At 63.1% G+C, this 23,989-nt stretch carries 23 protein-coding genes; 16 read left to right on the top strand and 7 right to left on the bottom strand.

The annotated features are described in order from the left end of the window. Positions 1–57: 57 nt before the first annotated feature. From choV to LB555_RS21455, 3 genes are all read right to left on the bottom strand, one after another. Entirely contained in the window at positions 58–1,239 is a 1,182-nt protein-coding gene (choV, locus tag LB555_RS21465; RefSeq protein WP_224683698.1) for a choline ABC transporter ATP-binding protein, read from the bottom strand. Then, on the bottom strand, positions 1,236–2,090 hold the full coding sequence (choW, locus tag LB555_RS21460; protein WP_140665124.1) for a choline ABC transporter permease subunit: 855 nt from the start codon (positions 2,088–2,090) through the stop codon (positions 1,236–1,238). The genes choV and choW overlap by 4 nt, the downstream gene beginning before the upstream one ends. Positions 2,091–2,225: 135 nt before the next feature. Then, a complete protein-coding gene (locus tag LB555_RS21455) occupies positions 2,226–3,161 on the bottom strand; it encodes a choline ABC transporter substrate-binding protein (protein ID WP_023781406.1) in 936 nt (311 codons plus the stop codon). 262 nt (positions 3,162–3,423) lie between these two features. Here LB555_RS21455 and LB555_RS21450 point away from each other — a divergent pair, with 262 nt between their 5' ends. The 9 genes from LB555_RS21450 (at position 3,424) to LB555_RS21410 (ending at position 14,149) form a co-directional block, all read left to right on the top strand. Beyond that, positions 3,424–4,035, top strand: a complete 612-nt coding sequence (locus LB555_RS21450; protein ID WP_140665126.1) for a thymidine kinase — start codon at positions 3,424–3,426, stop codon at positions 4,033–4,035. A 130-nt stretch (positions 4,036–4,165) separates the two neighbouring features. Next, positions 4,166–4,555, top strand: coding sequence for a c-type cytochrome (locus LB555_RS21445; RefSeq protein ID WP_224683697.1), 390 nt, complete (start codon positions 4,166–4,168; stop codon positions 4,553–4,555). Positions 4,556–4,875: 320 nt separating this feature from the next. Beyond that, on the top strand, positions 4,876–5,964 hold the full coding sequence (locus LB555_RS21440; RefSeq protein WP_140665129.1) for a hypothetical protein: 1,089 nt from the start codon (positions 4,876–4,878) through the stop codon (positions 5,962–5,964). A gap of 40 nt (positions 5,965–6,004) precedes the next feature. After that, positions 6,005–7,150, top strand: a complete 1,146-nt coding sequence (locus LB555_RS21435; RefSeq protein WP_140721661.1) for a hypothetical protein — start codon at positions 6,005–6,007, stop codon at positions 7,148–7,150. Between the two features lie 24 nt (positions 7,151–7,174). After that, positions 7,175–9,085 (top strand): AAA family ATPase, encoded by a 1,911-nt coding sequence (locus LB555_RS21430; RefSeq protein ID WP_224683696.1) that lies wholly within the window; start codon positions 7,175–7,177, stop codon positions 9,083–9,085. Positions 9,086–9,154: 69 nt separating this feature from the next. Further along, on the top strand, positions 9,155–9,562 hold the full coding sequence (locus LB555_RS21425; protein ID WP_224683695.1) for an endonuclease domain-containing protein: 408 nt from the start codon (positions 9,155–9,157) through the stop codon (positions 9,560–9,562). 67 nt (positions 9,563–9,629) lie between these two features. Continuing rightward, positions 9,630–10,928: a DUF6638 family protein gene (locus LB555_RS21420; protein ID WP_015316038.1), complete on the top strand. Its 1,299-nt coding sequence runs from the start codon at positions 9,630–9,632 to the stop codon at positions 10,926–10,928. 103 nt (positions 10,929–11,031) lie between these two features. Continuing rightward, positions 11,032–12,156, top strand: a complete 1,125-nt coding sequence (locus LB555_RS21415; protein ID WP_224683694.1) for a DUF2333 family protein — start codon at positions 11,032–11,034, stop codon at positions 12,154–12,156. Positions 12,157–12,469: 313 nt separating this feature from the next. Next, entirely contained in the window at positions 12,470–14,149 is a 1,680-nt protein-coding gene (locus LB555_RS21410) for a formate--tetrahydrofolate ligase (protein WP_015316036.1), read from the top strand. Positions 14,150–14,216: 67 nt separating this feature from the next. On the opposite strand, the gene LB555_RS21405 is transcribed toward LB555_RS21410, so the two are convergent. Continuing rightward, complete coding sequence (locus LB555_RS21405) at positions 14,217–14,861, bottom strand: cysteine hydrolase family protein (protein ID WP_140721653.1); 645 nt, start codon at positions 14,859–14,861, stop codon at positions 14,217–14,219. A gap of 125 nt (positions 14,862–14,986) precedes the next feature. Between LB555_RS21405 and LB555_RS21400 the strand changes: the two genes are divergently transcribed. Further along, positions 14,987–15,982 (top strand): helix-turn-helix domain-containing protein, encoded by a 996-nt coding sequence (locus LB555_RS21400; protein ID WP_224683693.1) that lies wholly within the window; start codon positions 14,987–14,989, stop codon positions 15,980–15,982. A 56-nt stretch (positions 15,983–16,038) separates the two neighbouring features. Here the strand turns inward: LB555_RS21400 and LB555_RS21395 are convergent, their stop codons facing one another. Continuing rightward, positions 16,039–16,647 (bottom strand): cytochrome b/b6 domain-containing protein, encoded by a 609-nt coding sequence (locus LB555_RS21395; protein WP_224683692.1) that lies wholly within the window; start codon positions 16,645–16,647, stop codon positions 16,039–16,041. A 5-nt stretch (positions 16,648–16,652) separates the two neighbouring features. Further along, on the bottom strand, positions 16,653–16,919 hold the full coding sequence (locus tag LB555_RS21390; protein ID WP_224683691.1) for a PepSY domain-containing protein: 267 nt from the start codon (positions 16,917–16,919) through the stop codon (positions 16,653–16,655). 166 nt (positions 16,920–17,085) lie between these two features. Between LB555_RS21390 and LB555_RS21385 the strand changes: the two genes are divergently transcribed. Together LB555_RS21385 and LB555_RS21380 are read left to right on the top strand one after the other, a co-directional pair. Beyond that, a complete protein-coding gene (locus tag LB555_RS21385) occupies positions 17,086–17,745 on the top strand; it encodes a response regulator (protein ID WP_140665149.1) in 660 nt (219 codons plus the stop codon). After that, entirely contained in the window at positions 17,742–19,091 is a 1,350-nt protein-coding gene (locus LB555_RS21380; RefSeq protein WP_224683690.1) for an ATP-binding protein, read from the top strand. The genes LB555_RS21385 and LB555_RS21380 overlap by 4 nt, the downstream gene beginning before the upstream one ends. Here LB555_RS21380 and LB555_RS21375 read toward each other — a convergent pair. After that, the gene (locus tag LB555_RS21375) at positions 19,078–19,635 is read right to left on the bottom strand and encodes a sugar O-acetyltransferase (RefSeq protein WP_224683689.1); all 558 of its coding nucleotides are present in this window, start codon (positions 19,633–19,635) and stop codon (positions 19,078–19,080) included. The genes LB555_RS21380 and LB555_RS21375 overlap by 14 nt on opposite strands. Positions 19,636–19,848: 213 nt before the next feature. Here LB555_RS21375 and LB555_RS21370 point away from each other — a divergent pair, with 213 nt between their 5' ends. The 4 genes from LB555_RS21370 (at position 19,849) to LB555_RS21355 (ending at position 23,938) form a co-directional block, all read left to right on the top strand. After that, on the top strand, positions 19,849–20,496 hold the full coding sequence (locus LB555_RS21370) for a glutathione S-transferase family protein (protein WP_140713590.1): 648 nt from the start codon (positions 19,849–19,851) through the stop codon (positions 20,494–20,496). Between the two features lie 116 nt (positions 20,497–20,612). Beyond that, a complete protein-coding gene (locus LB555_RS21365; protein WP_140721635.1) occupies positions 20,613–21,074 on the top strand; it encodes a DUF4126 domain-containing protein in 462 nt (153 codons plus the stop codon). Positions 21,075–21,085: 11 nt separating this feature from the next. Beyond that, positions 21,086–22,462, top strand: coding sequence for an FAD-containing oxidoreductase (locus LB555_RS21360; RefSeq protein ID WP_224683798.1), 1,377 nt, complete (start codon positions 21,086–21,088; stop codon positions 22,460–22,462). A gap of 300 nt (positions 22,463–22,762) precedes the next feature. Next, positions 22,763–23,938, top strand: coding sequence for an MFS transporter (locus LB555_RS21355; protein ID WP_224592893.1), 1,176 nt, complete (start codon positions 22,763–22,765; stop codon positions 23,936–23,938). Positions 23,939–23,989 lie beyond the last annotated feature (51 nt).

Genomic DNA, 23,989 nt, shown 5'->3' with positions numbered 1-23,989 from the left:
TTCGTTTTTTGTGCATGTCGTCTTCCCAAAACCGAGGTCACTTTTGGGCGACATGCATCAGCGCCGCAGCACCGCGCTCAGCACGTCGCGGATGCCGATCGCGCCGACGAAGCGCGACTGGTCGTCGAACAGCGCCACGGGTGCGGTCTGCGACCGGTGCATGGCCAGCATCACGGTCTTCAGCGAGGTGCCGGGATTGGCCCAGAACACTTGCGCCAACTCCTCCGGCTGGCCCTCGACATCGGCGCAGGACACCCATACGGCCGGCTTGCCGTCGCGCTCGGCCGCCGCCACCAGCCCGTGTTCGTCGATCTTGAAGCGCGTCGTCTTGCGCCGGTCGAGCCACACCCAGCCGTCCTTGCCCTGTTCGAGATCGCGGCGGTCGCGCATCACGTTCCAGGCGGTCAGCACCGAGAGCGGGTTCACATTGGCGATGAAGTCGCGGACATAATCGTTGGCGGGGCGCAGCACGATGTCTTCCGGCGCGCCGGTCTGGACGATACGGCCGCCCTCCATGATAGTGATGTGGCTGCCGATCTTCAGTGCCTCCTCGAGATCGTGGCTGACGAAGATGATGGTCTTCTTCAATTCCGCCTGCAGCTGCAGAAGTTCGTCCTGCAGCTTGGTGCGGATCAGCGGGTCGAGGGCCGAGAACGGCTCGTCCATCAACAGGATAGGCGCCTCGGTGGCGAAGGCACGCGCCAGGCCGACGCGCTGCTGCATGCCGCCCGACAGCTCATGGGCGTATTTGTTCGACCATTGGTCGAGATTGACCAGCTTGAGCTGGCGATGCACCCGCTCCTTGCGCTCGGCGTCCGGCACGCCGGCGAGTTCGAGGCCGAGCCCGACATTTTCTTCCACCGTGCGCCATGGCAGCAGGCCGAACTGCTGGAACACCATCGCCACCTGCTTCTGGCGCAGCCGCCGCAGGGTCGGCTCGTCGCAGGTGACGACATCGACCGTGCGGTCACCGTCCTTCACCAGCACCTGGCCGCGCGACACCAAGTTCAGCCGGTTGACCGCGCGAAGCAGCGTCGACTTGCCCGAACCGGACAGGCCCATCAGCACCGAGATTTCGCCTTCATGCACGGTCAGGCTGGCGCCGGCGCAGCCGAGCACATTGCCGGTCTTCTCGAGGATTTCGGCCCGGGTGGCGCCCTTGTCGATCATCGCCAGCGAGCCGGCCTGGTCGGCGCCGAAGACGATATCGACATTCCTGAAATCGACGGCGACGGTCATTTCTTGCCTCCAACGCCAATGCGGGTCATCCGGTCGAGCACGATGGCGAGCACGACGATAGCGAGACCGGCCTCAAGGCCCAGGTCGATGCGGCGCGAACCGAGCGCCCGGTTGATTTCCGTGCCGAGCCCGCCGGCGCCGATCAGGGCCGCGAACACCACCATCGACAGCGACAGCATGATCGACTGCGTCAGACCCGCCATGATGGTCGGCAGCGCCGAGGGCAGCTCGACCTTCCACAACAGCTGGCTCTTGGTGGCGCCGAAGGCCTCGCCGGCCTCGATGATCGACTTCGGTACCGAGACGACGCCGAGATGGGTGAGCCGGACCGCGGTCGGGATGACGAAGATGATGGTGACGATCAGGCCGGGCGCGTTGCCAAGACCGAACAGCGTCAGCACCGGGATCAGGTAGACGAAGGTCGGCAGCGTCTGCATCAGGTCGAGCACCGGCAGCATGATGCGATAGACCTTCGGCTTGTGCGCGGCCCAGATGCCGAGCGGCACGCCGATCGCCATCGCCGCCGCCGCCGCCGCGACAACCAGCACCAGCGTCTGCACCGTCTGTTTCCAAAGGTTCTGGTTGATGATGAAGATCAGCCCGATGAAAACGCCAATGGCGAGCGGGCGCGAACGCTGCAGCAGCCAGGCGATGACGGCAATCACCAAAGCGAGCAGCACCGGCGGCACCATCAGCAGGATGTTGACCAGCCCGTCGAGCAGAAAATTGAGGCCATTCGAGAACGCCCTGAAGACGGTGTCGAAATTGTCGGTAAGGAAACCGAAGAACGCCTTTCCCCAGGCGCCGATCGGGATCTTGTGATCGACCATGAACTTGGAAATCGGATCCATCTCACCCCTCGTTTGCCAGAGCTCTGCCTTCGGCCCCGTACTGTCGCGACGTCATCTTGTCACAGGATACGAAAAAGGGCAGCCTTTTCCACAAAGACTGCCCTCTGTTTCGGTCACGCCGAAATCAAAGTCGGCTCAGCTTCCGAGCGCGGTCTTGACCGCCGCCGCAGCGTCGCCGCCGTCGAAGGTGGTCACGCCGGCGATCCACGGCTTGACCGCATCCGGGTTTTTCTTCAACCAGTCGGTTGCCACCTTGTTGGCATCGCTGCCCTTCAGGATGGCGTCCATCATCTGGCCTTCCATATCCAGATTGAACTTCAGGTTGGCGATGAACTTGCCGACATTCGGGCACTCGGTCATGTAGCCCTTGCGCACATTGGTCGAGACGGTGGCCGCGCCGAAACCGCTGTCGCCCATGCCGTCGAGATAGGTGATCTTCATGGCGCCCATCACCGGATGCGGCGTCCAGCCGAGGAAGGCGATCCACTCATTGCTCTTCATCGACTGCTCGGCCTGCGTCAGCATGCCGGCCTCCGAGGATTCGACCAACTCGAACCCGTCGAGATTGTCCTTCGGGTTCTTGATCATGTCGAGGATGATGCGATTGCCGTCATTGCCGGCCTCGATGCCGTAGATCTTGCCGTTGAACTTGTCCTTGAACTTGCCGAGGTCGGTCAGCGACTTGACGCCGGCATCCGCGACATAGGTCGGCACGACGATGCCGTAACCGGCGCCGGCCAGGTTCTGGCTGACGGTCTCGACCGAACCGTCGGCCGTATAATCCTTGATGTCATTGGTCATCGACGGCATCCAGTTGCCGAGGAAGACGTCGAGGTCCTTGTTCTTCAGCGACGCATAGGTCACCGGAACCGAGAGCTGGATCACCTGCGGCTCGTAGCCGAGCGCGGTGAGCAGCACCGAGGCCAGCCCGGTGGTGGCCTGGATGTCGGTCCAGCCGACATCGGAGAGGCGAACCGCCTTGCAGCTTGCCGGATCGCCGGCGAAGGCGGCGCTCGTGGACAGGAAAGCCGCCAGGCCCAGGCCGGCGACGAAGGAATTCATGCGCGACATCTGTATTCTCCCATTTCGATTCTTTGGCGAAGCGAAGTTACGGTTTTTGTGCCCGCCTTGTTTCGTCAGCCAAACACCATTCTGGAGTGGTTTCAAGCGCTAAGACAATCACGATCAACGGCGCTGGCTGGCCCATCAGCGACACAGCTGACGCTTTCCGCGCCGAGCCCAAGCGCAATCTGCCTCGGCAATGGCGGCTTTTTCAGGGGAATGCGGCGCCTGCCCCTCCCCGAGGCGTGGCAAGTCGGCTTAAAAGAGCGGCATGGCCAAGCTTTACTTCCACTACGCGACGATGAATGCCGGCAAGACGACCATGCTGTTGCAGGCGTCGTACAATTACCGCGAGCGCGGCATGACGACGATGCTGTTCGTCGCCGGCCACTACCGCAAGGGTGACACCGGCCTGATCTCGTCGCGCATCGGGCTGGAAACGGAAGCCGAGATGTTCCGCGACGGCGACGACCTGTTCGCCCGCGTCGCCGAGCATCACCAGCACACGGCGGTGCATTGCGTCTTTGTCGACGAGGCGCAGTTCCTGGAGGAGGAGCAGGTCTGGCAGCTTGCCCGCATCGCCGACCGGCTCAACATCCCGGTCATGTGCTATGGCCTGCGCACCGATTTCCAGGGAAAGCTGTTTCCCGGCTCGCGGGCGCTGCTGGCGATCGCCGACGATCTGCGCGAAGTGCGCACCATCTGCCGCTGCGGCCGCAAGGCGACAATGGTCGTGCGCCTCGGTCCCGACGGCAAGGTGGCCAGGCAGGGCGAACAGGTGGCGATCGGCAAGGACGTCTACGTCTCGCTCTGCCGCCGGCATTGGGAAGAGGAAATGGGCCGCGCGGCACCTGACGACTTCATCGGCTTTATCAGCCGCTGAATGTGGCTCGCTGGGGCGTCGGCGTGGGTAGCTGGCTGCCACCTCTTGTCGGCCGCGCCGTTCTATGGTGCCTTTGTTAAGGCCAGCGCCCTATTTTCCCACCCTCAGCCAGAGCCTCCCGGGGTCAGCCATGCTTCGAGCCGCCTTGTCCGCCAGCCTTCTTTTGCTTGCCACCTCCGTTACCGCCCGGGCCGGGGGCGATCCTGTGCTGGGCAAACATGTTTTCAACCGATGCATGGCCTGCCATGAGGCGGCGACCGACCGCGACAAGGTCGGCCCGCATCTGATGGGCGTCGTCGGCCGCAAGGCGGGAACCGCCGAAAGCTTCCTCGGCCATTATTCGGACGCCATGAAGAGCGCGGGTGCTGCCGGCCTCGTCTGGGACGAGGCAAATCTTGCCGAATACCTCAGATCGCCCAAGCTGAAGGTGCCCGGCAACAGGATGGCCTTTGGCGGCCTCAGCAATGACGACGACATCGCCAACGTCATCGCCTATCTGAAGGCCGACCCCAAACCCTGAGCAGACGCCGTTCGTCGTCGGACGGGCCGACTTGTGCCGCCGTGTGGGGCTGCAAATGGCCAGTTGTTGTCGAGTTTAGGAGCCATTCGCTTCCGCGTGGATTGATTGCTTTGCTGGCATGAAAGTTCAAAACCAGCTGAACAAGGCTTGGCCTGCCAGTTGATCACGCCATGACCACGGCTCCATTGGCTTTCAAGGGTTTCGGCTGGATATTTGTTTTCGCGCCGTGCACTGTCTTCATGTCTTTCAATCCCCTGATACCCCACATATATTCGCCGCTGTTCGCAACCAGCGAGCGGAAGCCGAAGCGGGAGGCCCCTATGGCGACATTGCAGAATTTCGATGCCGAAATTGCCAAGACCAAGCAGGTCGTCCAGGACATGCGCACCAAGATCGAGCAATCCGGCACCGTGCTCGACACGCTCGCAACCGCCGACAAGAAGATCGGCGACGCCAATTTCGACATCGAGAACGCCCGCATTGAGGATGTACTGAAGCAGCAGAAGGTGATGGAAGGCAACATCGCCGACCTGATCATCGGGCTGGAGGACGCCACCAACGTCTTCGGCGCCGAGTTCGAGAGCATGAAGAACTATACCGGCTGGGAAAACTTCGTCGGCGTTTTTTCGGCACAGCGCAAGCAGCGCATGCGCACCGATCGCGTCCGCAACATGTCGCTCGCCGGCAACCTGCAGGAGCTGCTGGCCAAGTCCGATACCATCGTCGGCATATTGAAGGCGCAGAAGGAAATTCTCGACCAGCGCTACAAGACCTCCGAGGCCAGCCTGTCGCAGGTTATCGAGCGCCGCAAGATCACCATGACCAACCTCGAAACCGTGCAGAAGCGCATCGAGGAGCTCAATCCGATGCTGCTCGACATCGAAAACAGGATCGCCGCCTCGACCAGCCAGAAAGACCGCACGCAGCTCGAGGGCGAGCGTTCCAAGCTCGCCACCGAATACAATGAAAAGCAGGCGAAGGAGCAGGAGCTGCTGGCCGAAAGCCAGACGCTGGAGCGCTATACTTCGATGTTCCAGACCTTCGTCGATTCGCTCAACAACCAGATCGCCGCGCAGTCGACGCTGATCAACAAGCTGACCATCGATACCGAACAGCGCATCGTGCTCTACAAGGCGCTCGAGGACTCGCTGAAGACCGCCGCCCAGCAGGACGTCGCCCACAAGATCAACACGCTGGGCAGCCAGGTCGACAACACGGCCGAGGAAACCATGGCCGGCATCGGCGCCGCCTCGCAGAAGCACATCGGCGATCTCTTAGAGATGCACGAGAAGAACATGGTCGCCAGCGCCGACATCCAGCGCCGCAAGAAGCTGGCCGACGATGCCTTTGCCCGCCGCTTCGACGAGGTGCTGAAGAAGCACAATTCGGCCAACTACGTGCAGTCATAATTGCCGCGCGCATCGGTGCGACAATCCCAGGACTGACAGCATGACCCCCGAAAACGACGCCGCAGCGCGGTATTTCTCGGCAATCACGGCCGCGCTCAGCGGCCTTGAAGTGTTCATGCGCGACGACCGCTCGCCGCTTTACCGACACGGCATCGTCGCCAAGATCGTTGCCGAGTACATCGCTCGGCTCGACAAGTCCTTTTCCTGCTGGCGCAACCGGCTGGGCTTCATGGACACGTTCCGCATTTCGCGCGCCGAGAGCGGCTACCCGGTGTTCCAGAACCTGCTTGAACTGGAAAACGACCGCCTGCAGGCCGACGCGCGGCTCGCCAACATCCCCCAGGCCGGCGAGCTGCGCGAGGAGATGGCCGACTTCATCCTGCGCCACAAGGAGTTTCCCGAGGCGCTGCAGAAATCGATGGCCGAGCGGCTCTATCTCGAAGACGTCAAGAGCGAGCAGACCTTCGGTCCGTTCACGCTGGCGCAGACGGCCAAGGTGTCGGTCAATCCGAAGACGGCGCGGCCTTATTACCTCGTCCACTGGGCAAGCTTCGACGGCAGCGCCAACCTGCCTCTGGTCTACATGGTGACAGTGGAGGATTCCTCGGAAAGCATGGTCCGCCAGCTTGTCGACCGGAGCGGCAAGCTCAACGACAAGGTCGACATTCCGCTGCCCGTCGACGGCCTGCTCAACCCCGAGCTTGCCCACCGCTTCGACGATTTCACCGAGAAGAATTCAGCCTATACGCTGTCGCCGGCGACCATCGCGGTCAATCTCGACAAGGATTTCGAGCCATTGCACCCCAAGCAGCTGAGGCGGGTGGTGCTTGGCCCCTTCTACTCGGCAGGCATCACCGACAACAATTCGACGGTGACGGAAGTGCTGGCCAAGGTGCGCAAGCCCGAAAATGCCTGGCTTTTGACCTGGACCATCCAGGAAGTCTATTCCAAGGGCGAGAAGCCCGGCCGCAAGGGCCTGTTCTCCAGCGAGAAGACGACGCAGGAATTCTTCATCAACACCGACGACCTGGAAGCCGCCCGCCAGGGCGTGTCGAGCTACGAAAACCACGCGCTGATCCCGCACGAAGCCTACCAGGCGCTTTACGCGGCCGGCGAAGCACAGAAGATCTTTGGCGGCTACAAGGTTCACATCCTGTCGAATGGGCAGGTCATCTCAGACGTCTGACCGTCACACCGCGGAGCACCCTTCATGGACACCGGCCTGACCACCATCCCGGAAGCGGCTATCGAAAAACACCGCGCCACCGCGCAGAGCTTCATCACCCGCATCGTCGTGCTGGAGGATCCATCGCGCGAATCCGGTACGGCATTGGCCGGCACCAACCGCCGCTTCGTCTCCACCGTCTCGGTCGGTTCGGTGCGCCGCACCCGCGAGGTCGAGCTGTCGAAGACGGTCGGCGCCGTTCATCCCGACGACCAGTTGCTGACCATCCCGCAGCACACGCTGCTCTTTCGCGCCCGGCGCGGCACGGCGATCGCGCTGGCGGTATCGGACGTCTTCGCCGAAGGCTCTGATCTCGAAAGCCTGCAGGCCAGGAACACCCGCGCGCCGCTCGAAGGCGACGAGGCGTCCACCTTCAAGAAACTGCTGTCGGCTTCGGCCTATATCTCGGCCTTCAGCCTCGCCTCGTATCTGTTCCAGCTCATCGACGGCGACGGCGAGGCGCCGAACGATATCCCCGAGCCGGACTTCCTGTTCGACACGCCCCAGGATGCCGTGAAATCGATCCTGGCCGGCCTCGACAAGGCGATAGCGGGCTCGACGGACGACGGCGACCTGACGACCAGGGCGCGCGCCTTCGCCCGCGTCGCCATCGACGGGCTTTTGGCGCGCAAAAGCCGCTTCGACGGCATCGGCCCGTTCGAGAACGCCCATATCCGCATCGACGCCGACGACTTCACCCTCGACGGCTTCGACGTCGCGCCCGGCAAGCGCTCCAAGCCGCTGGTGATGACCTTCAAGAAACCGGAAGAGGTCGTCGGCAACCACATCGCCAAATACCAGTCGGTCAAGCTCGCCAAGATGCTGATGGCCTATGATTTCGAGCGTGAACTGAACCCGTTCGTCGAGCTCGGCGGCTTCCTGTTCACCTTCATCGGCGACGGCGCGCCCGGTACCGGCAAGACGACACTGATCCAGATGATCGCCGGCCTCGTCAACGGCTATTGCCAGGTCGCCGGCTACCCCTTTGCCTATGAAAATTTCGGCGTCGACCAGATTTCGTCCTACCAAGGCAAGTCTGGCCAGAACTGCCGCCAGTTCATCAACAATGTGTTGAACCCGCGCGTCATCGGCTTCGGCACCATCGACGACATCGACCAGGTGGCCGCCCGCCGTTCCGACGACCGCGCATCGGCCGGCCAGCAGGAGATCACCGGCGTGCTGATGGACGCCTTCGCCGGTGCTGCCACCGTGGTGCGTGGCAATTGCTCGTTCGGCATGTTTTCCAACTATCCCGAAAATGTCGACGATGCGCTGCGCCAGCGCGCCGGCGCCCGCTGGCTGGTCGACGGGCCGCAGACCCGAGACGACTATATCGACATTTTCGTGCTGCTCGCCGGCAAGAACCACGAAATCCCCCTGGGCAAGCACGAACTCTACGCCGCGCAGGAGATCCAGCGCGCCGTGACCGAAGCCTATGAAGAGCATGAAAAGCCGCGGGAGGACGGACTGGTGCGGGTCTACGAGCGCTATATGAAGGAAAATGGCGCGCCCAAGACCATGGCCGACATCGGCACCTACCTGCACCTGATCAAGGACGCCGAGCCGCGCTTCACCGGCCGCGCCATCAAGAACGTCACCGACGCCATCAAGATGCGTGCCATGGACATCGAGCTTCCCGACGACTGGTTCGAAAAGCCGGAAGCCTTCATGCACAAGAGCTACGACGCCAAGAAAGCGATGATCGAGGAATTGCGCGGGCCGTTCTCGCTGGACATGGTCATGCAGGAGATCAACCGCTACGCCGATTCCGAGTTCCGCTATTCCGACAAATCCGACGATGCCGCGGTGGAGAAGCTGCTGCGCGACGCAAGGCTGCGCGAACGCGCGGCGCGTGAGATGGAGGAGATGAAGAAGAAGGGTCTGTGGAATGCGTGAGGCGAGCTCTTCTTCCTTCTCCCCGTTCACGGGGAGAAGGTGCCCGAAGGGCGGATGAGGGGCAGCGCCATGCGTGGTGGAAACGAGCCCAAGGTGGCAAGAGCCCGCGAGCTTCGGAAAATCGAGAACGATGCCGAGGAAAAGCTCTGGCATGAACTGCGTGGGCAACGATTGAATGGCCACAAATTCATTCGCCAACTGCCCATCGGGCCCTATTTCGCCGACTTTGCCTGTCGTGAGGCTAATCTGGTCGTGGAGGTCGATGGCAGCCAGCATGCAGGTGGATCCCGGGATCGCTACAGGGACGAAACGATGAACGCTAATGGTTGGTCGGTATTGAGGATTTGGCACGCTGATGTTTTGAGCGGCCGAAAGAGCGTATTGGAGACCATCGTTGCGGCCGTGGATGGTCGGCTGAACAAGAAGATGATTGGCATCGACGCGAAGTTTCTGCCTTCAATCTTGGAGACGAGATGATGAGCGTTTGCGCCGCCCCTCATCCGCCCTTCGGGCACCTTCTCCCCGTGAACGGGGAGAAGGCAAGATGAGCAAAAAACCCGATCTCCTGCGCGACAACGAACTCATCTACGGCCGGCTGCTCACGGTCGACGAGCCGCATCTCATCCAGCGCTACAACAAGGCGCTGGCGGCTTTCGGTCTCAAGCCGACAAAGCTGAAGAGTTTCCAGATCGACCGCACCGGCTTTTCGCCCGAAGTGGCCGAGGAGTGTGGCGACTACGATTATCTGGATCCCAACGAGGTCAACCGCCGCTTCATCATCCTGACGCCGTCGCAGATCGACCTGCCGGTGGTGCACACGGCCTTCTCGAACACCTCGCAGCTGATGTTCGAATTCATGTCCAGGAACCAGCGCGCCATAGACGCGCTGACCATCAAGGACGTGATCTACGGCGAGATGGAGGATTCCGTTCCCAAGGTCAACGACATCGAGGACCTGCTGTCGATCAGCCAGGTCGAGTTCAAGGTGCTGTCGGCCGAGGACGTGCTGGGCAAGGCGGCCGAGCTCGGCAAGCTCGTCGACCGGCTGAAGCAGGAGCCCGACGCCTGGCGCGACAATGCCATGCTGACCCGCATGGTGGAACTCGCCAAGGTCTGCGGCGACATCAGGGAGAACGCGCTGGTGCCCGACCAGGTGATCTTCCGCCACAACGCCTACTGGACCAGCCATTTCGGCGGCCTCTACGTCTTCGTCGATCCCGACATGACGACGGTGATCAGCGATCCGGCGGCTCCAGGTTTCCGCCGCTCGCGGCCCTGGCAGGTGAGCTATCTCTCCATCAAGGACGCCGACAAGGTGTTCAAATTCCTGGCCGCCACCGGGCGCATCGAATTGCCGCGCGCCTCCTGGATCGAAACCTCGGGCTATCTCGAGCACCGCGCTGAAATGGTCGTGCGCGCGCTGATCCGCGACGCCGAGCCGAACCGCAATTTGACCGACGTCGACAAGGTCTGGCTGCAGACCTGGATCCAGGGCCATGCCGACCTGATCACCAGGGACGGCAATTTTCCCTTCCTCAACGCCGCCAAGCGCGAGATCGCCCAGTTCGGCCACCTCAAGATCGAGGACGTCTTCCCGCAGCAGCGCTTCCTGGTGGTCCGCGCCAAGCCTGATCATCCCGACGCCTGGCTGACCAACCGGCTGATCTCGGATTTCGTGCCGTCGGACTTCGTGTCGCGCTACATCTTCAACAAGGACGGCTTCTACAAGGACTATGACGGCTTCAGCGACGCTTGGCGATCGCATGTTGTGGACGTTCTGAAAACCACATATTTGAAGGAAAAGGTGGCGTTTCGCACACGCCTCTACGGCCTGACCGACTAGAACGATATGAACCGTCATTCCGTTCTAACTTGTTGTTTTGGTGCATGATGTTATCCAAAAAGTCTGCAACTTTTTGGCATCGTGCTGAGGGGGTGATACAGCCATGCTCGACCCGATCGTGAACTTCTTCGTCAAGCTGTTCCAGTGGATCGGCCGCGGCATCGGCCTTCTGATCGGCGTGATCCTGTGGCCCTTCTTGTGGGCCGGCCGCTGGTACACGCAGCGCGGCGGGATCCTGAAGGCCGTCGTCGGCCTAGCCTTGCTGGTGCTGATCGGCCTTTACGCCAACTTCTTCTACGCCACCCAGTGGTGGAACAGGTTCAACCCGAACTACCCGGACACCTATACGTTCGAGAAGCGCAACGTTTCCGCCGGTGAACAGGTGGCCGCCGGCGCCGGCACCGACACGGCCAAGACTTGCGGCAACTCCGGCATCGCCCAGGTGGCGGCGGACCTGACTGACTTCAACGTCAACCAGAATGCCTGGATCTCGTCGATGATCCTCTACAAGCTCGGCCTGTTCGGCATCGACTGGGACAACACCCCGTGGATGGACAACAAGGCCTCTTTCCAGCGCGGCATCAACCAGGCGGTGCGACGCACGGCGACCGAGCTTGCCGACAATCTCGGCCGCGTGCGCACCACCTCGCAGATCGATGCCGACCTGCAGGACGCGCGTGGCAATCTGCAGTTCGACGAGTATACCTGGTATTTCGGCGTGAGCCCGTTTGGACCGAAGACACCGACGCCGAGCTACTATCGCGACGCCGTGCGCAAGCTGCGTTCGTTCAATGCCCGGCTCGCCACCTGCCAGGCCACTTTCGATGCCCGCGCCGACAATCTGAAGCAGTATATCGATCGCATCGCCAGTGACATCGGCTCGACCTCCGCCATCCTCAAGGAGCGTGCCGAGAACCACAACAATGGCTGGTTCGACACCCGCGCCGACGACCGCTACTGGTTCGCCTATGGCCAGCTCTATGCCTATTACGGCCTGATGAAGGGCGCCCAGGCCGACTTCGAGGACGTCATCAAGGAAAAGCACCTGCAGAGCCTGTGGGATACGATGGACGCGCAGTTCGTGTCGGCCCTGCGCATCCAGCCCTTCATCATCGCCAATGGCCGCGAGGACGGCTGGCTGCTGCCCACCCATCTGACGACGATGGGCTTCTACGTGCTTCGGGTGCGCTCGAACATGGTTGAAATCAGCAACGTGCTGACGCAGTAGCGCTGTCCCACGGCAACACTCGCGATGGCGGATTTGCGTCGTCGCGTCTGTCGCATTCCGTGCATTGTGCGGCTGTTTTGAGACGGCGGAAGCGCCCCTGCTCTGGCTTCTATACGGCGCGGCAAGCGGAGCCATAAAGAACCGGGAATAGGTCGGCCCGCCGCAGAGGAATTTTCTCTATAGGAAACATAGTTGCATGAAAGTTGACGCCGCCGCAGCGACAGGGTTAGATGCCCCGCGCGTCCGGCTCCAGCCTTCTTGCGAGTAAGATCAACCCCGTCCCCTCCACCGTCCAATCCAGAGGAACGCCGTCATGGCCGAAGTGAAGTCCGACATCGAGATCGCGCGTGGCGCCAGGAAAAAGCAGATCCAGGAGATCGGCCAGAAGATCGGCATCCCGACCGAACATCTGCTGCCCTACGGCCACGACAAGGCCAAGATTTCGGCCGAGTTCATCAAGTCGGTGAAGGGCAACAAGGACGGCAAGCTGATCCTGGTCACCGCCATCAACCCGACCCCGGCCGGCGAGGGCAAGACCACCACCACCGTCGGCCTCGGTGATGGCCTCAACCGCGTCGGCAAGAAGGCGATCGTCTGCATCCGCGAAGCCTCGCTCGGCCCGAATTTCGGCGTCAAGGGCGGTGCCGCCGGCGGCGGTTACGCGCAGGTCGTGCCGATGGAGGACATGAACCTCCACTTCACCGGCGACTTCCACGCCATCACCACGGCGCACAACCTTTTGTCGGCCCTGATCGACAACCACATCTACTGGGGCAATGAACTCGGCATCGACACCCGCCGCGTGGTGTGGCGCCGCGTCATGGACATGAACGACCGGGCGCTGCGCGAGATCATCTGCTCGCTCGGCGGCGTCGCCAACGGCTTTCCGCGCGAAGCCGGCTTCGACATCACCGTCGCCTCGGAAGTAATGGCCATCCTGTGCCTCGCCACCGACCTGAAGGACCTGGAAAAGCGCCTCGGCGACATCATCGTCGCCTATCGCCGCGACAAGTCGGCGGTCTATGCCCGCGACCTCAAGGCCGATGGCGCCATGGCCGTCCTGCTCAAGGACGCCATGCAGCCCAATCTGGTGCAGACGCTGGAGAACAACCCGGCCTTCGTGCATGGCGGCCCGTTCGCCAACATCGCGCATGGCTGCAATTCGGTCGTCGCCACCACAACGGCGCTCAAGCTTGCCGACTACGTCGTCACCGAAGCCGGTTTTGGTGCTGATCTGGGTGCCGAAAAGTTCTTCGACATCAAGTGCCGCAAGGCCGGGCTGAAGCCGGCCGCCACCGTCATCGTCGCCACCGTGCGCGCCATGAAGATGAATGGCGGCGTCAAGAAGGAAGACCTTGGCAAGGAGAATGTCGAAGCCGTCAGGAAGGGCTGCCCGAACCTTGGACGCCACATCGAGAACATCAGGCAGTTCGGCGTCCCGGCGGTCGTTGCCATCAACCACTTCTATTCCGACACCGACGCCGAGATCCAGGCGCTCAAGGACTACGTCGCCTCGATGGGCGAGGAAGCGATCCTGTGCAAGCACTGGGCCAACGGCTCCGCCGGCATCGAGGAGCTTGCCAACAAGGTGGTGGCGCTCGCCGAATCCGGCGCCTCGCAGTTCGCGCCACTCTATCCCGACTCCATGCCGCTGTTCGAGAAAATAAACACCATCGTTCAGCGCATCTATCGCGGCTCGGAAGCCATCGCCGACAAATCGGTGCGCGACCAGTTGAAGGCCTGGGAGGATGCTGGTTACGGCAACCTTCCGGTCTGCATGGCCAAGACACAGTACTCGTTCTCGACCGACCCGAACCTGCGCGGCGCGCCGACCGGCCACACCGTGCCGGTGCGCGAGGTCAGGCTGTCCGCCGGCGCCGGCTTCGTCGTCATCATCTGCGGCGAGGTCATGACCATGCCTGGCCTGCCGAGCAAGCCGTCGTCGGAAAAGATCTTCCTCAACGAGGCCGGCCAGATCGAAGGCCTGTTCTGATCTTCATCTTGACAAGAACAAGAAGGGCGCCGCATCGCCGCGGCGCCCTTCTCGTTTGCGGATCGTCCTACGCGGCGCTGCGCGACAGCGCCCGCTGGTTGGACGCATGGATCGTGTCGCGTTCCGGCAGCGCGCCGGTCTCCAGGCAGTCGATCCATTCGGCGGTCTTGAGCACCGCGGCGAAGCGCGACTGAAGGATGATGCTCACCACGCGATGGATCTCCTCGGCCGAGGCGTAACCGGCGCTGTTGGCGTAAGGCACCGAACCGGTCGCGTCGGACAGGAACTCGACCGCGAAGCCCATATGCACGGCATGGATGATGGTCGACAGGTCGCAATTATGCGTCATGTAGCCGACGACCGCGATCGTATCGATGGCGTTGGCGCGCAACCAGTCCTCGAGGTCGGTACCGGTGAAGGCGCTTGGCAAGTTCTTCTCGACATAATGGTCGCGGCCGCGCCTGGCGATCTCGGGATGCAGTTCGCCGCCATGGCTGCCCCGGGCGAAGATCGGCGACGTCTCGGGCGCCATCTGCTTGACGACCACGACCTTGATGCCTGCTGCCGATGCGGCATCCATGGCACGCGTCACGTTGACGACGCTGTCGCGGAATGGCGGATGCTGGATAGCCAGGTTGCCGCCGTCATAGTCATTCTGGACGTCGACGACGATCAGCGCGCGGCGCGGCGCGGTGTTGGCTGGGGCAGACATGATATTTCCTTTCAGGCTTGAATGCGATGGACCGAAGATAGCCTGCTGACCGAGGCGCCAACAGTGGCCCGATTGACATCATACGAAAGAATTGGGACAATCCTCCTTCACACTGGAAACGCCCCATGACCGCTCCCATCATCGCCGTCCTCGCCTTCGCCGGCATCAGTCCGTTCCATCTCTCCGTGCCGTGCCTGGTGTTCGGCGCCGACCGCACCAGGCTCGGCCTGCCGCGCTTCGACTTCCGCGTCTGCGGCGTGGAGGAAGGGCTGATCGAGACCGACGCCGGATTGAGCATCCTGGTCCCGCACGGGCTTGCCGCGCTCGAAGACGCCGATATCGTCATCATCCCGAGCTGGAAGGATCTCGGAGCGCCTGTGGCAAAACCGCTCGAGGAAGCGCTCGGCCGCGCCCACCGGCGCGGCGCGCTGATCGTGGGCCTCTGCCTCGGCACCTTTGCCCTCGCCGCCGTCGGCCTGCTTTCGGGACGGAAGGCGACCACGCATTGGGCCTATACGGATCAGTTGCAGGCTCTCCATCCCGACATTTCGGTCGATGCGGACGTGCTCTACGTTGACGGCGGCGACATCATCACCTCCGCCGGCGTCGCCGCCGGGCTCGACTGCTGCCTGCACATCGTGCGCGCCCGCTATGGCGCCGAGGCGGCACTGCGGCTCGCCCGGCACATCGTGCTTTCACCGCACCGGCAGGGCGGACAGGCGCAGTTCATCGAACGCCCGGTAGCGCCGAGCCCGACCGCCGACCGCTTTACCCAGGCTCTCGACAAGGTGCGCGCGACATCAGGCGAACCGCACGGTCTCGATAGCGTCGCCGACGCCGCCGGTCTCACCCGCCGCACCTTTACCCGCCGTTTCCAGAAGACGACAGGTACCAGCTTCGGCGACTGGCTGGCCGACCAGCGCGTCGCGCTGGCGCAGAGGCTGCTGGAGACGACGGACAAGCCGGTGGACATGGTCGCCTTCGAGGCCGGCTTCGGCAGCGCAACTTCCTTGCGCCAACATTTCGCCGCGCGGCTAAGGACATCACCCGCGCAATATCGGCGCGAGTTTTCCAGACGGGTCGATCAGGACGGACGGGTGGCGCTGGCCCTGTCATCGTGATCGAACGGCAAGGGCGTCGCGTCGCTGCGGTGCCCTTGCATTTCCGCTCTCCGCGGTCAGCCAACGTCTTGCGGCGAGGCCGCGCGTTTACGGCCGGTGATCATGGCGCGAACCAGATTTTCATGATGACGCAGACTGGCGAGCAGCACGCCGCCGACATGAAGTCCAATCAGCACCAGTACACCATTGCCCAGGATCTTGTGCGTATCCTCGACCCAGGCCACGCCCCACCAGGCATCGGTGGTCTGCATCCAGCCGGTGAGCGCAATTCCTGCCACGCAAGCCAGAAGCGCCAGCATCATGGCACCGCCGGCGGGGTTGTGGCCGAGATAGCGTTTTTCATCGCCATGCGCCACGTCGGCGAGATAAGAACTCACCACGCGCGGTCCACGCACAAACTGACGGAAGCGCGTGTATCCCGACCCCGCCAGACCGGCGATCAAACGCGAGGCAATCAGAACCCCGGCACTGTAGCCGGCCAGTTCATGCACCTTCATGATTTCGCCTGAAGAAAGCCACGCCACCGCGACGCAAAGGACCAGCGACCAGTGAAAGAGGCGGACGTAGGGGCTCCAGACCTCGACCGAGGCCTCTCGTGTCGACTCGACCGAGGTTTCTCGTGTCGACTCGACCGAGGTTTCTCGTGTCGAAACAGTGGCGTTCATGGCCGTCAACCGTCATCGGAATCGGCACCGACCGACTCCAGCGTCTTGGGATTGAAGACGGCTTCCAGCTTCTTGCCATTGGCGTCAAGCGCCTTGGCTTCATAGCAGCCCTGTTCCGTCTTGATGTTGCGAACCTTCCAGCCTTCGCTTTCAAGCTTCTTCTGCAAGGCTTCGCGCGGCTGCCACTGGCCGGTCGGCACATCGCATTTGTCGGCGGCGAAGGCCGGTCTGGCAAAAGCCATAACCAGCGCGGTCAGGATCAAGGTCTTCATCTTATTTTCTCCATCGGCCAATTCCGATGTCGAGGACCTTGGCCGCGAAACCTGACAGCAGCCTGAACACGCATCGCATCGTGCAAAAGCCTCAGTTGGCTTTCATTCAGCTTCCTGTCAGCCTCGTGCCGCATGAAGGCGCGTGTTGCAGCGACACGGAGGCGAAGTGCGCGTTCTGTTGATCGAAGATGATCCGGTGCTGGGCGAAGCGGTGCGCGATCATATCGCCGCCGACGGCCACGCCGTGGACTGGAGCACGACGCTTGGCGGTGCCTGCGATCACCTCCGTGTAGTTTCCTATGTGCTCCTCCTGCTTGACCTGCATCTGCCCGACGGCAAGGGTCTCGAATTCCTTAAAACGCTGCGTCGTGAGGGCACCGATACGCCGGTCATCATCCTGACCGCGCGCGACCAGCTCTCAGACCGCATAGCGGGGCTGAATTCCGGGGCGGACGACTATCTGGTCAAGCCGTTCGATCTCAGCGAGTTGTCCGCACGCCTTGCCGCGGTCGCGCGCCGCTATGCCGGAAACCCCAACCCTTTGATCCGGCTCGGAGCCGTCGAAATCGACCAGGCCGCGCGCCGCGTTACCATCGACGGCACGGAGGCCATGCTGACATCGCGCGAATGGGCGGTGCTGGAGCAGTTCCTGCGCCGGCCCGGCATGACAGTCGGCAAGAACCAGATCGAGGAGGCGCTCTATGCCTTCGGCGCGGAGATCGAAAGCAACACTGTCGAAGTCTATGTCAGCCGCTTGCGCAAGAAGATCGGGCGCCAGGTCCTTACAACCGTGAGGGGGTTGGGCTACCGCCTTGCACTCCCATGAAGGTCTTCAGCAGCCTTGCCGGTCGCCTCGTGTCGTCGCTGATCCTCGTCACGGTCGCTGTTGGCCTGGTCGCCGCTGGCACCGGAAGCATCACGCTGCACCGCGAAATCAATGAAGCCATGGACAATTCGATGCAGGAGGCAGCCCGCAGACTGCTGCCGCTGGTCATCGACGATATGTTCGGGCGTGAGGCATCGCAATCGCCGCGCAGGCTGGGGGAGGCTGTTTCGGACGACGAAGGCGGCCGCCTCATCTTCCAGGTGCGGGACGCCGGCGGCAGCGTTCTCATGCATTCCCATGACGCTCCCGCGGAGCCGCTCACGGCTGAGCTCGCGCAGGGCTTCTCGGAGGCAGCCGGATGGCGCATCTACACCGAGCCTGCGGTCAGCGGCACAATACTCATTCAGGTCGCCGAGCTCGATTCACGGCGCAATGAGGAAACGCTCGAAGCCGCCACCGGCTTCCTCATACCGATGGTCATTCTGATCCCGTTGAGCGCACTTGTCGCGTGGCTGACCCTGACGCGTTTCCTGAGGCCGATCGCGACACTGCGCGGCGAAATCAGCGCCCGCCACGGCGACAACCTTGCTCCGATCCGCACCGAGGACCTGCCCTCCGAACTTGCCGCCATCGCCAAGTCGGTCAACAGCCTGATGCGGCGCCTGCATATGGCGCTCGATGCTGAAAAGGAGTTCACGGCGAACGCCGCGCATGAATTGCGCACACCAATCGCTGGGGCGTTGGCACAAACGGAGCGCCTGATCGCGGAAACATCCGACGAGGCGGCAAGAAAACGCCCGCGCCAGATCAAGGCGGCTCTGTCCGACCTCGCCGGCCTGTCCGAAAAGCTGATGCAGCTGGCGCGCGCCGACGCCGGAGTAGCGATCGCCGGCAAGCCAGCCGATCTCGCCGCGGTCGCCGCATTGGTGGTCGCCGACTTCGAGCAGCACGGCCAGAACAGGGGTCGGCTTCGTCTTGAAGCGTCCGACCAAGGCAAGGCGTTGGCCGCGATCGATACGGATGCATTGGCCATTATCCTGCGCAACCTCATCGAGAACGCCTTGCGGCATGGCGCCGAGGGCGGCGAGGTTGTCGTTCGCATCACTGACGATGCCCGGCTCAGCGTGATCAACCAAGGTCCGGTGGCGTCAGCTCCCGGCGGTCTGGTCAAACGGTTCGAACGCGGTGGGACGCGTGCCGAAGGATCAGGCCTGGGACTGGCGATCGTCACCAAAATCCTGCAGCAGATCGATGCGACGCTTGTCCTGACCTCACCGGCATCCGGCCGACGGGACGGTTTTGAAGCGACGATCAGGTTCCCGCCGCGTAGTGTCAGCCCCGCCTGACCACCCGCGCCGGGTTGCCGACCACGGTCGTGTGCGCCGCCACGTCGCGCGTCACCACCGCCCCGGCGCCGACGATGGCGCCCTCGCCGATGCTGACGCCGCCAAGGACGACCGCGCTGCCGCCGATCCAGGCATTGTCACCGATCGTGACCGGCTTGGCGATCTCCAGCCCCGCCTGGCGCCTTGCCGCCTCCTTATGGTGCTCGGCGCAATAGATCTGCACATTGGGGCCAAGCAGCGTCCCCTCGCCGATACGCACCGGCGCGGTGTCAAGAATGGTGCAGCCGGCATTGAGGAAGGTGCCGGCGCCGAGAAAGATGTTGAAGCCGTAGGCGCAATGGAACGGCGCCTCGATGCGGGCACCCTCGCCCACGCCGCCCAGCAGTGTCCGCAGGGCCGGCCCGAGATTCCCGCGTCGGCGAGGCGGCAGCGTATTGTGCTCGAACACCGCATCCGCGGCCAAGCCGCGAAACGCGCCAAGATCGTCATCCAGGCACGTATACCATTCACCACCAGCCATTTTCGCGCGTTCGCTCTGAACCATGGCAGTGCCTCCGTTTTTTTACATCACTGCGAACAGCGCCAAGGCGAGGACTGACGTGAAATCCGTAAACCAGGATGCGCGGCCTTGCTGATTGGCGGCCATTCGCGATCTGCTCCAGCAATGAAATAGTTCAGGACCGATGTCGATTTCCGGGAAGCTCATTCGTCCTCGGTAGGAAGCCGAAGAAATTCGCCCAGGCAAGGAACAAATGCGATGACAATCACGATCACGGCGTTTGAACGATCACCCGATGGCGGGAAGGGACTGGCCCGCGATACGCGTGTTCGCTGGGCGCTGGAAGAAGTGGGGCAGCCTTACGCGGTTCGTTTTGTTTCCTTCGCGGGCATGAAGGCGCCTGACCATCTGGCCATCCATCCTTTCGGCCAGATCCCCACCTATGAGGACGGTTCTCTCTCGCTGTTCGAGACCGGCTCGATCGTCTTTCATCTTGCCGAGCAGCATGCGGGCCTGCTGCCGAAGGAGCGCAACGCCCGCGCGCGAGCGATCACGTGGATGTTTGCCGCGCTGAACACCATCGAGCCGCCGATCCTCGAATTGACCACGGCAAGAATTTTCGAAGCGGACAAGCCCTGGAGCGAGGCGCGCTTGCCGCTGGTAAAGGACCGTGTTCGCGCCCGGCTGGACTGTCTCTCGACGCATTTGGGCGTCGCGGACTGGCTCGATGATGCGTTCAGCGCCGGCGATCTATTGATGGTGTCAGTGCTGCTACGACTGAGAATGTCAGGCATTCTGGATGAATACCAAAACCTGGCCGCCTATGTGGCGCGCGGGGAAGCTCGGCCCGCTTATATCAGGGCTTTCGCCGCGCAATTTGCGATCAACGCTCCATCAGCCAACTGACTTGCCTCGATCCGCCGTGGCTGTGCGCTTGTGAGTCTGCGGCCTAGCCAAATATCCGGCCTATGGTAGCTTGCCGTTTCAAGGCTGTACCGGCCCGGGATCGAGGGGGATCGACCATGCTCTACATTCTTGCACTCCTGATCGGCGTCATTGCCGGCCTGCGCGCCATGACGGCACCTGCCGCCGTTGCCTGGGGCGCCTATCTCGGCTGGCTGCCGGTTGCCGGCACCTGGGCGAGCTTCATGGGCCATTGGGCGGCTGTCGGCATCTTCACCGTCCTGGCCATAGTCGAACTGGTCACCGACCAGCTGCCGTCGACGCCAAGCCGCAAGGTGCCGCAGCAGTTCGGCGCCCGCATTCTGCTCGGCGCGTTCAGCGGCGCGGTGATCGGCGCGACCAGCGGCGCCACCATCGTGTGCCTGATCGCCGGAGCGATCGGCGCGGTCATCGGCACCCTGGGTGGTGCCGAAGCGCGCGGCCGGCTGGCGGCCGTTTTCGGCAAGGATCCGCCCGCGGCCTTCATCGAGGATGCGGTGGCGATCATCGGCGGCCTGCTGATCGTGGCGGCGGTGGCATGACGGCCCAGACCTTGAACGCAAGGACCTTCGACGCCATCATCATCGGCGCTGGCCAGGCGGGGTCGCCCCTGGCGGGCCGCCTGGCGGCAGCCGGTATGAGCGTGGCGCTGATCGAGCGCAAGCTGGTCGGCGGCACCTGTGTCAACACCGGCTGCATGCCGACCAAGACCATGGTCGCCAGCGCCTATGCCGCCCATCTGGCGCGGCGCGCTGCCGACTATGGCGTGACGTTCCCCGGCTCCGTCGGGGTCGATTATAGCAGGATCAAGGCGCGCAAGGACAAGGTCACCAACGACGCCCGTGGCAATCTGGAGACCTGGATCGCCGGAATGGAGCGCTGCACGCTCTATCGCGGCCATGCACGCTTCGAATCCGCCAACACGGTGCGCGTCGGCGACGACCTGTTGACCGCCGAGAAGATCTTTCTCAACACCGGCGGCCGCGCCTCGGTGCCGGACCTGCCCGGCATCCACGACATCGACTATCTGACCAACTCGTCGATGATGGATCTCGACGTTTTGCCGCGCCACCTGATCGTCGTCGGCGGCAGCTACATCTCGCTCGAATTCGCGCAGATGTTCCGCCGCTTCGGTTCGGAAGTCACCGTCATCGAAAAGAGCCCGCGCCTCACCGGCCGCGAGGACGAGGACGTCTCGGCCGCCATCCTGTCGATCCTCGAAAATGAAGGGATCGCGGTCCATGTCGGCGCCGACGACATCGGCTTCGCCAAGCAGGGCGGGGACATTGCCGTGAGTTTCTCCACGGGCCAGCCGCCCGCGGTCGGCTCGCATGTGCTGCTGGCGCTGGGCCGAACGCTCAATACCGACGATCTCGGCCTCGACAAGGCGGGCGTCGAGGTCGACGGACGCGGCGCGGTTGTCGTCGACGACCAGCTGCGCACCAGCGTGCCAGGCATCTGGGCGATGGGCGACTGCAACGGCAAGGGCGCCTTCACCCACACCTCCTACAACGACTATGAGATCGTCGCCGCCAATCTGCTCGACAAGGATCCGCGCAGGATCAGCGACCGTGTCGAGGCGTACGCGCTCTACATCGACCCGCCGCTCGGCCGCTGCGGCATGACCGAGACGGCGGTGAGGAAATCCGGACGTCGCGCCCTGGTCGGCCAGCGGCCGATGACCCGTGTCGGCCGCGCCATCGAGAAGGGCGAGACGCAGGGCTTCATGAAGATCCTCGTGGACGCCGACACTAGGGAGATCCTCGGCTGCTCGGTGCTCGGTCCCGGCGGTGACGAGGCGGTGCATTGCGTGCTCGACCTGATGTACGCCAAGGCGCCGGTCGACACACTGGCGCGCGCCGTGCACATCCATCCCACCGTCTCGGAGCTGCTGCCCACCATCGCCCAGGAGCTGAAGCCGCTGGCGTGAGACTGTCAGCCGCTGCCCCTTCAGTCGTCGCCTGTGTCTTGCCGAAGGCTCCGCGATTTCACGGTCGTCATCACGCAATTATTGTTGGGGCACCGGCAGGCTTCAAGATAACGTGTCCGGCTGCAGAACTGGGACGAAGCGACATCGTTTCAGCCCTTGAAGGATCGGTCTGCGTCGGGCCGGTAGAAGAGGAGACGTCCGCTCCACGCTTTCTGCATTGCTGCATTGCGGCAATGTCTGTTGCGCCCGGCAGGGGTCCTCGCGCAGTCTGAAATTGAACCGATTCAGTCTGGACCTCCCATGCCTTTGCCGATCCTTGCGCTTGCCATTGCGTCCTTCTGCATCGGCACCACCGAATTCGTCATCATGGGCCTGCTGCCCGAGGTCGCCGCCGATCTCGGCGTGACGATCCCCGCCGCCGGCCTGCTGGTCACCGGCTATGCGCTGGGAGTCGTCTTCGGCGCGCCTGTCGTGGCCATGGCCACCGCGCATTTGCCGCGCAAGCCCGTGCTGGTGGGACTTGCAGCCCTGTTCGTCGTCGGCAACGTCTTCTGCGCCATCGCGCCCAATTACTGGCTGCTGATGGCGGCGCGCGTCTTCACCGCTTTCGGCCATGGCGCCTTCTTCGGCATCGGCTCGGTCGTCGCGGCAAGCCTTGTGCCGCGCAACAAGCGCGCCAGCGCCATCGCGCTGATGTTCGCGGGCCTGACGCTCGCCAACATCCTCGGGGTTCCCGCCGGTACCGCACTCGGCGAAGCCTTCGGCTGGCGGGCCACCTTTCTGGCCGTGGTCGGCATTGGCCTGATCTCGGTCGCGGCCATCGCTTGGCTGGTGCCGTCCGACGTCACGGAACCGAGCGGCGGCGGTCTGCGCGCCGAAGTCCGTGTCCTCGGCAAGCTGCAGGTGTGGCTGGCGATGCTGATCGCGGCGCTGACCTCGGCCAGCCTGTTCGCCGTTTTCACATACATAAAGCCATACCTCACCGGCGTGTCGGGCCTGTCGACCGCGGCGGTCACCTGGGTGCTTTTGCTGTTCGGCGCCGGCATGACCATCGGCAACATCATCGGCGGCAGGCTTGCCGACTGGAAACTGATGCCGACAGTGATCGCCACCTTGCTGCTGATGGCCCTGCTGTTCGTCGGCTTCATGCAGTTCGGCACGATCGCCAGCGTTGCCATCGGCATCGTCTTCCTCTGGGGCCTGCTCATCTTCGTCGTCGTGCCACCTCTGCAGATCCGGGTCGTCGAGGCGGCTTCCGAAGGACCGAACCTTGCAGCCACGCTCAATCAAGGCGCCTTCAATGTCGGCAATGCCGGCGGCGCATGGATCGGCGGCGTGGCGCTGTCATCAGGCGTTTCCTATGCCGGTTTGCCACTGGTCGGCGCGGTGCTAGCCCTGCTGGCGGTCGCCGTTGCGGTGCTGTCGGCGGCGCTGGACAGGCGCGCGCCTGTCACGCTTCACGCTGCCGCGGAATAGGCCCTTGCGCCCATAGCGCGGCGGGCTGGACCAATCGACATCGGTACCTTC

It is taken from the genome of Mesorhizobium sp. BR-1-1-10 (assembly GCF_020165595.1).
In the GTDB taxonomy this organism is placed as follows: Bacteria; Pseudomonadota; Alphaproteobacteria; order Rhizobiales; family Rhizobiaceae; genus Mesorhizobium; species Mesorhizobium australicum.
The sequence above is the reverse complement of the archived record's forward strand: the minus strand, read 5'-3'. Positions and strand labels throughout refer to the sequence as shown.

Coding starts and splice junctions, on each gene's coding strand:
- LB555_RS21405 (WP_140721653.1), bottom strand. CDS start 14,861: ATGTCTGCCCCAGCCAACACCGCGCCGCGCCGCGCGCTGATCGTCGTC.
- LB555_RS21455 (WP_023781406.1), bottom strand. CDS start 3,161: ATGTCGCGCATGAATTCCTTCGTCGCCGGCCTGGGCCTGGCGGCTTTC.
- LB555_RS21420 (WP_015316038.1), top strand. CDS start 9,630: ATGAGCAAAAAACCCGATCTCCTGCGCGACAACGAACTCATCTACGGC.
- LB555_RS21435 (WP_140721661.1), top strand. CDS start 6,005: ATGACCCCCGAAAACGACGCCGCAGCGCGGTATTTCTCGGCAATCACG.
- LB555_RS21395 (WP_224683692.1), bottom strand. CDS start 16,647: ATGAACGCCACTGTTTCGACACGAGAAACCTCGGTCGAGTCGACACGA.
- LB555_RS21380 (WP_224683690.1), top strand. CDS start 17,742: ATGAAGGTCTTCAGCAGCCTTGCCGGTCGCCTCGTGTCGTCGCTGATC.
- LB555_RS21410 (WP_015316036.1), top strand. CDS start 12,470: ATGGCCGAAGTGAAGTCCGACATCGAGATCGCGCGTGGCGCCAGGAAA.
- choW (WP_140665124.1), bottom strand. CDS start 2,090: ATGGATCCGATTTCCAAGTTCATGGTCGATCACAAGATCCCGATCGGC.
- LB555_RS21415 (WP_224683694.1), top strand. CDS start 11,032: ATGCTCGACCCGATCGTGAACTTCTTCGTCAAGCTGTTCCAGTGGATC.
- LB555_RS21355 (WP_224592893.1), top strand. CDS start 22,763: ATGCCTTTGCCGATCCTTGCGCTTGCCATTGCGTCCTTCTGCATCGGC.
- LB555_RS21400 (WP_224683693.1), top strand. CDS start 14,987: ATGACCGCTCCCATCATCGCCGTCCTCGCCTTCGCCGGCATCAGTCCG.
- LB555_RS21440 (WP_140665129.1), top strand. CDS start 4,876: ATGGCGACATTGCAGAATTTCGATGCCGAAATTGCCAAGACCAAGCAG.
- LB555_RS21375 (WP_224683689.1), bottom strand. CDS start 19,635: ATGGTTCAGAGCGAACGCGCGAAAATGGCTGGTGGTGAATGGTATACG.
- LB555_RS21445 (WP_224683697.1), top strand. CDS start 4,166: ATGCTTCGAGCCGCCTTGTCCGCCAGCCTTCTTTTGCTTGCCACCTCC.
- LB555_RS21425 (WP_224683695.1), top strand. CDS start 9,155: ATGCGTGGTGGAAACGAGCCCAAGGTGGCAAGAGCCCGCGAGCTTCGG.
- LB555_RS21390 (WP_224683691.1), bottom strand. CDS start 16,919: ATGAAGACCTTGATCCTGACCGCGCTGGTTATGGCTTTTGCCAGACCG.
- LB555_RS21365 (WP_140721635.1), top strand. CDS start 20,613: ATGCTCTACATTCTTGCACTCCTGATCGGCGTCATTGCCGGCCTGCGC.
- LB555_RS21450 (WP_140665126.1), top strand. CDS start 3,424: ATGGCCAAGCTTTACTTCCACTACGCGACGATGAATGCCGGCAAGACG.
- LB555_RS21430 (WP_224683696.1), top strand. CDS start 7,175: ATGGACACCGGCCTGACCACCATCCCGGAAGCGGCTATCGAAAAACAC.
- LB555_RS21370 (WP_140713590.1), top strand. CDS start 19,849: ATGACAATCACGATCACGGCGTTTGAACGATCACCCGATGGCGGGAAG.
- choV (WP_224683698.1), bottom strand. CDS start 1,239: ATGACCGTCGCCGTCGATTTCAGGAATGTCGATATCGTCTTCGGCGCC.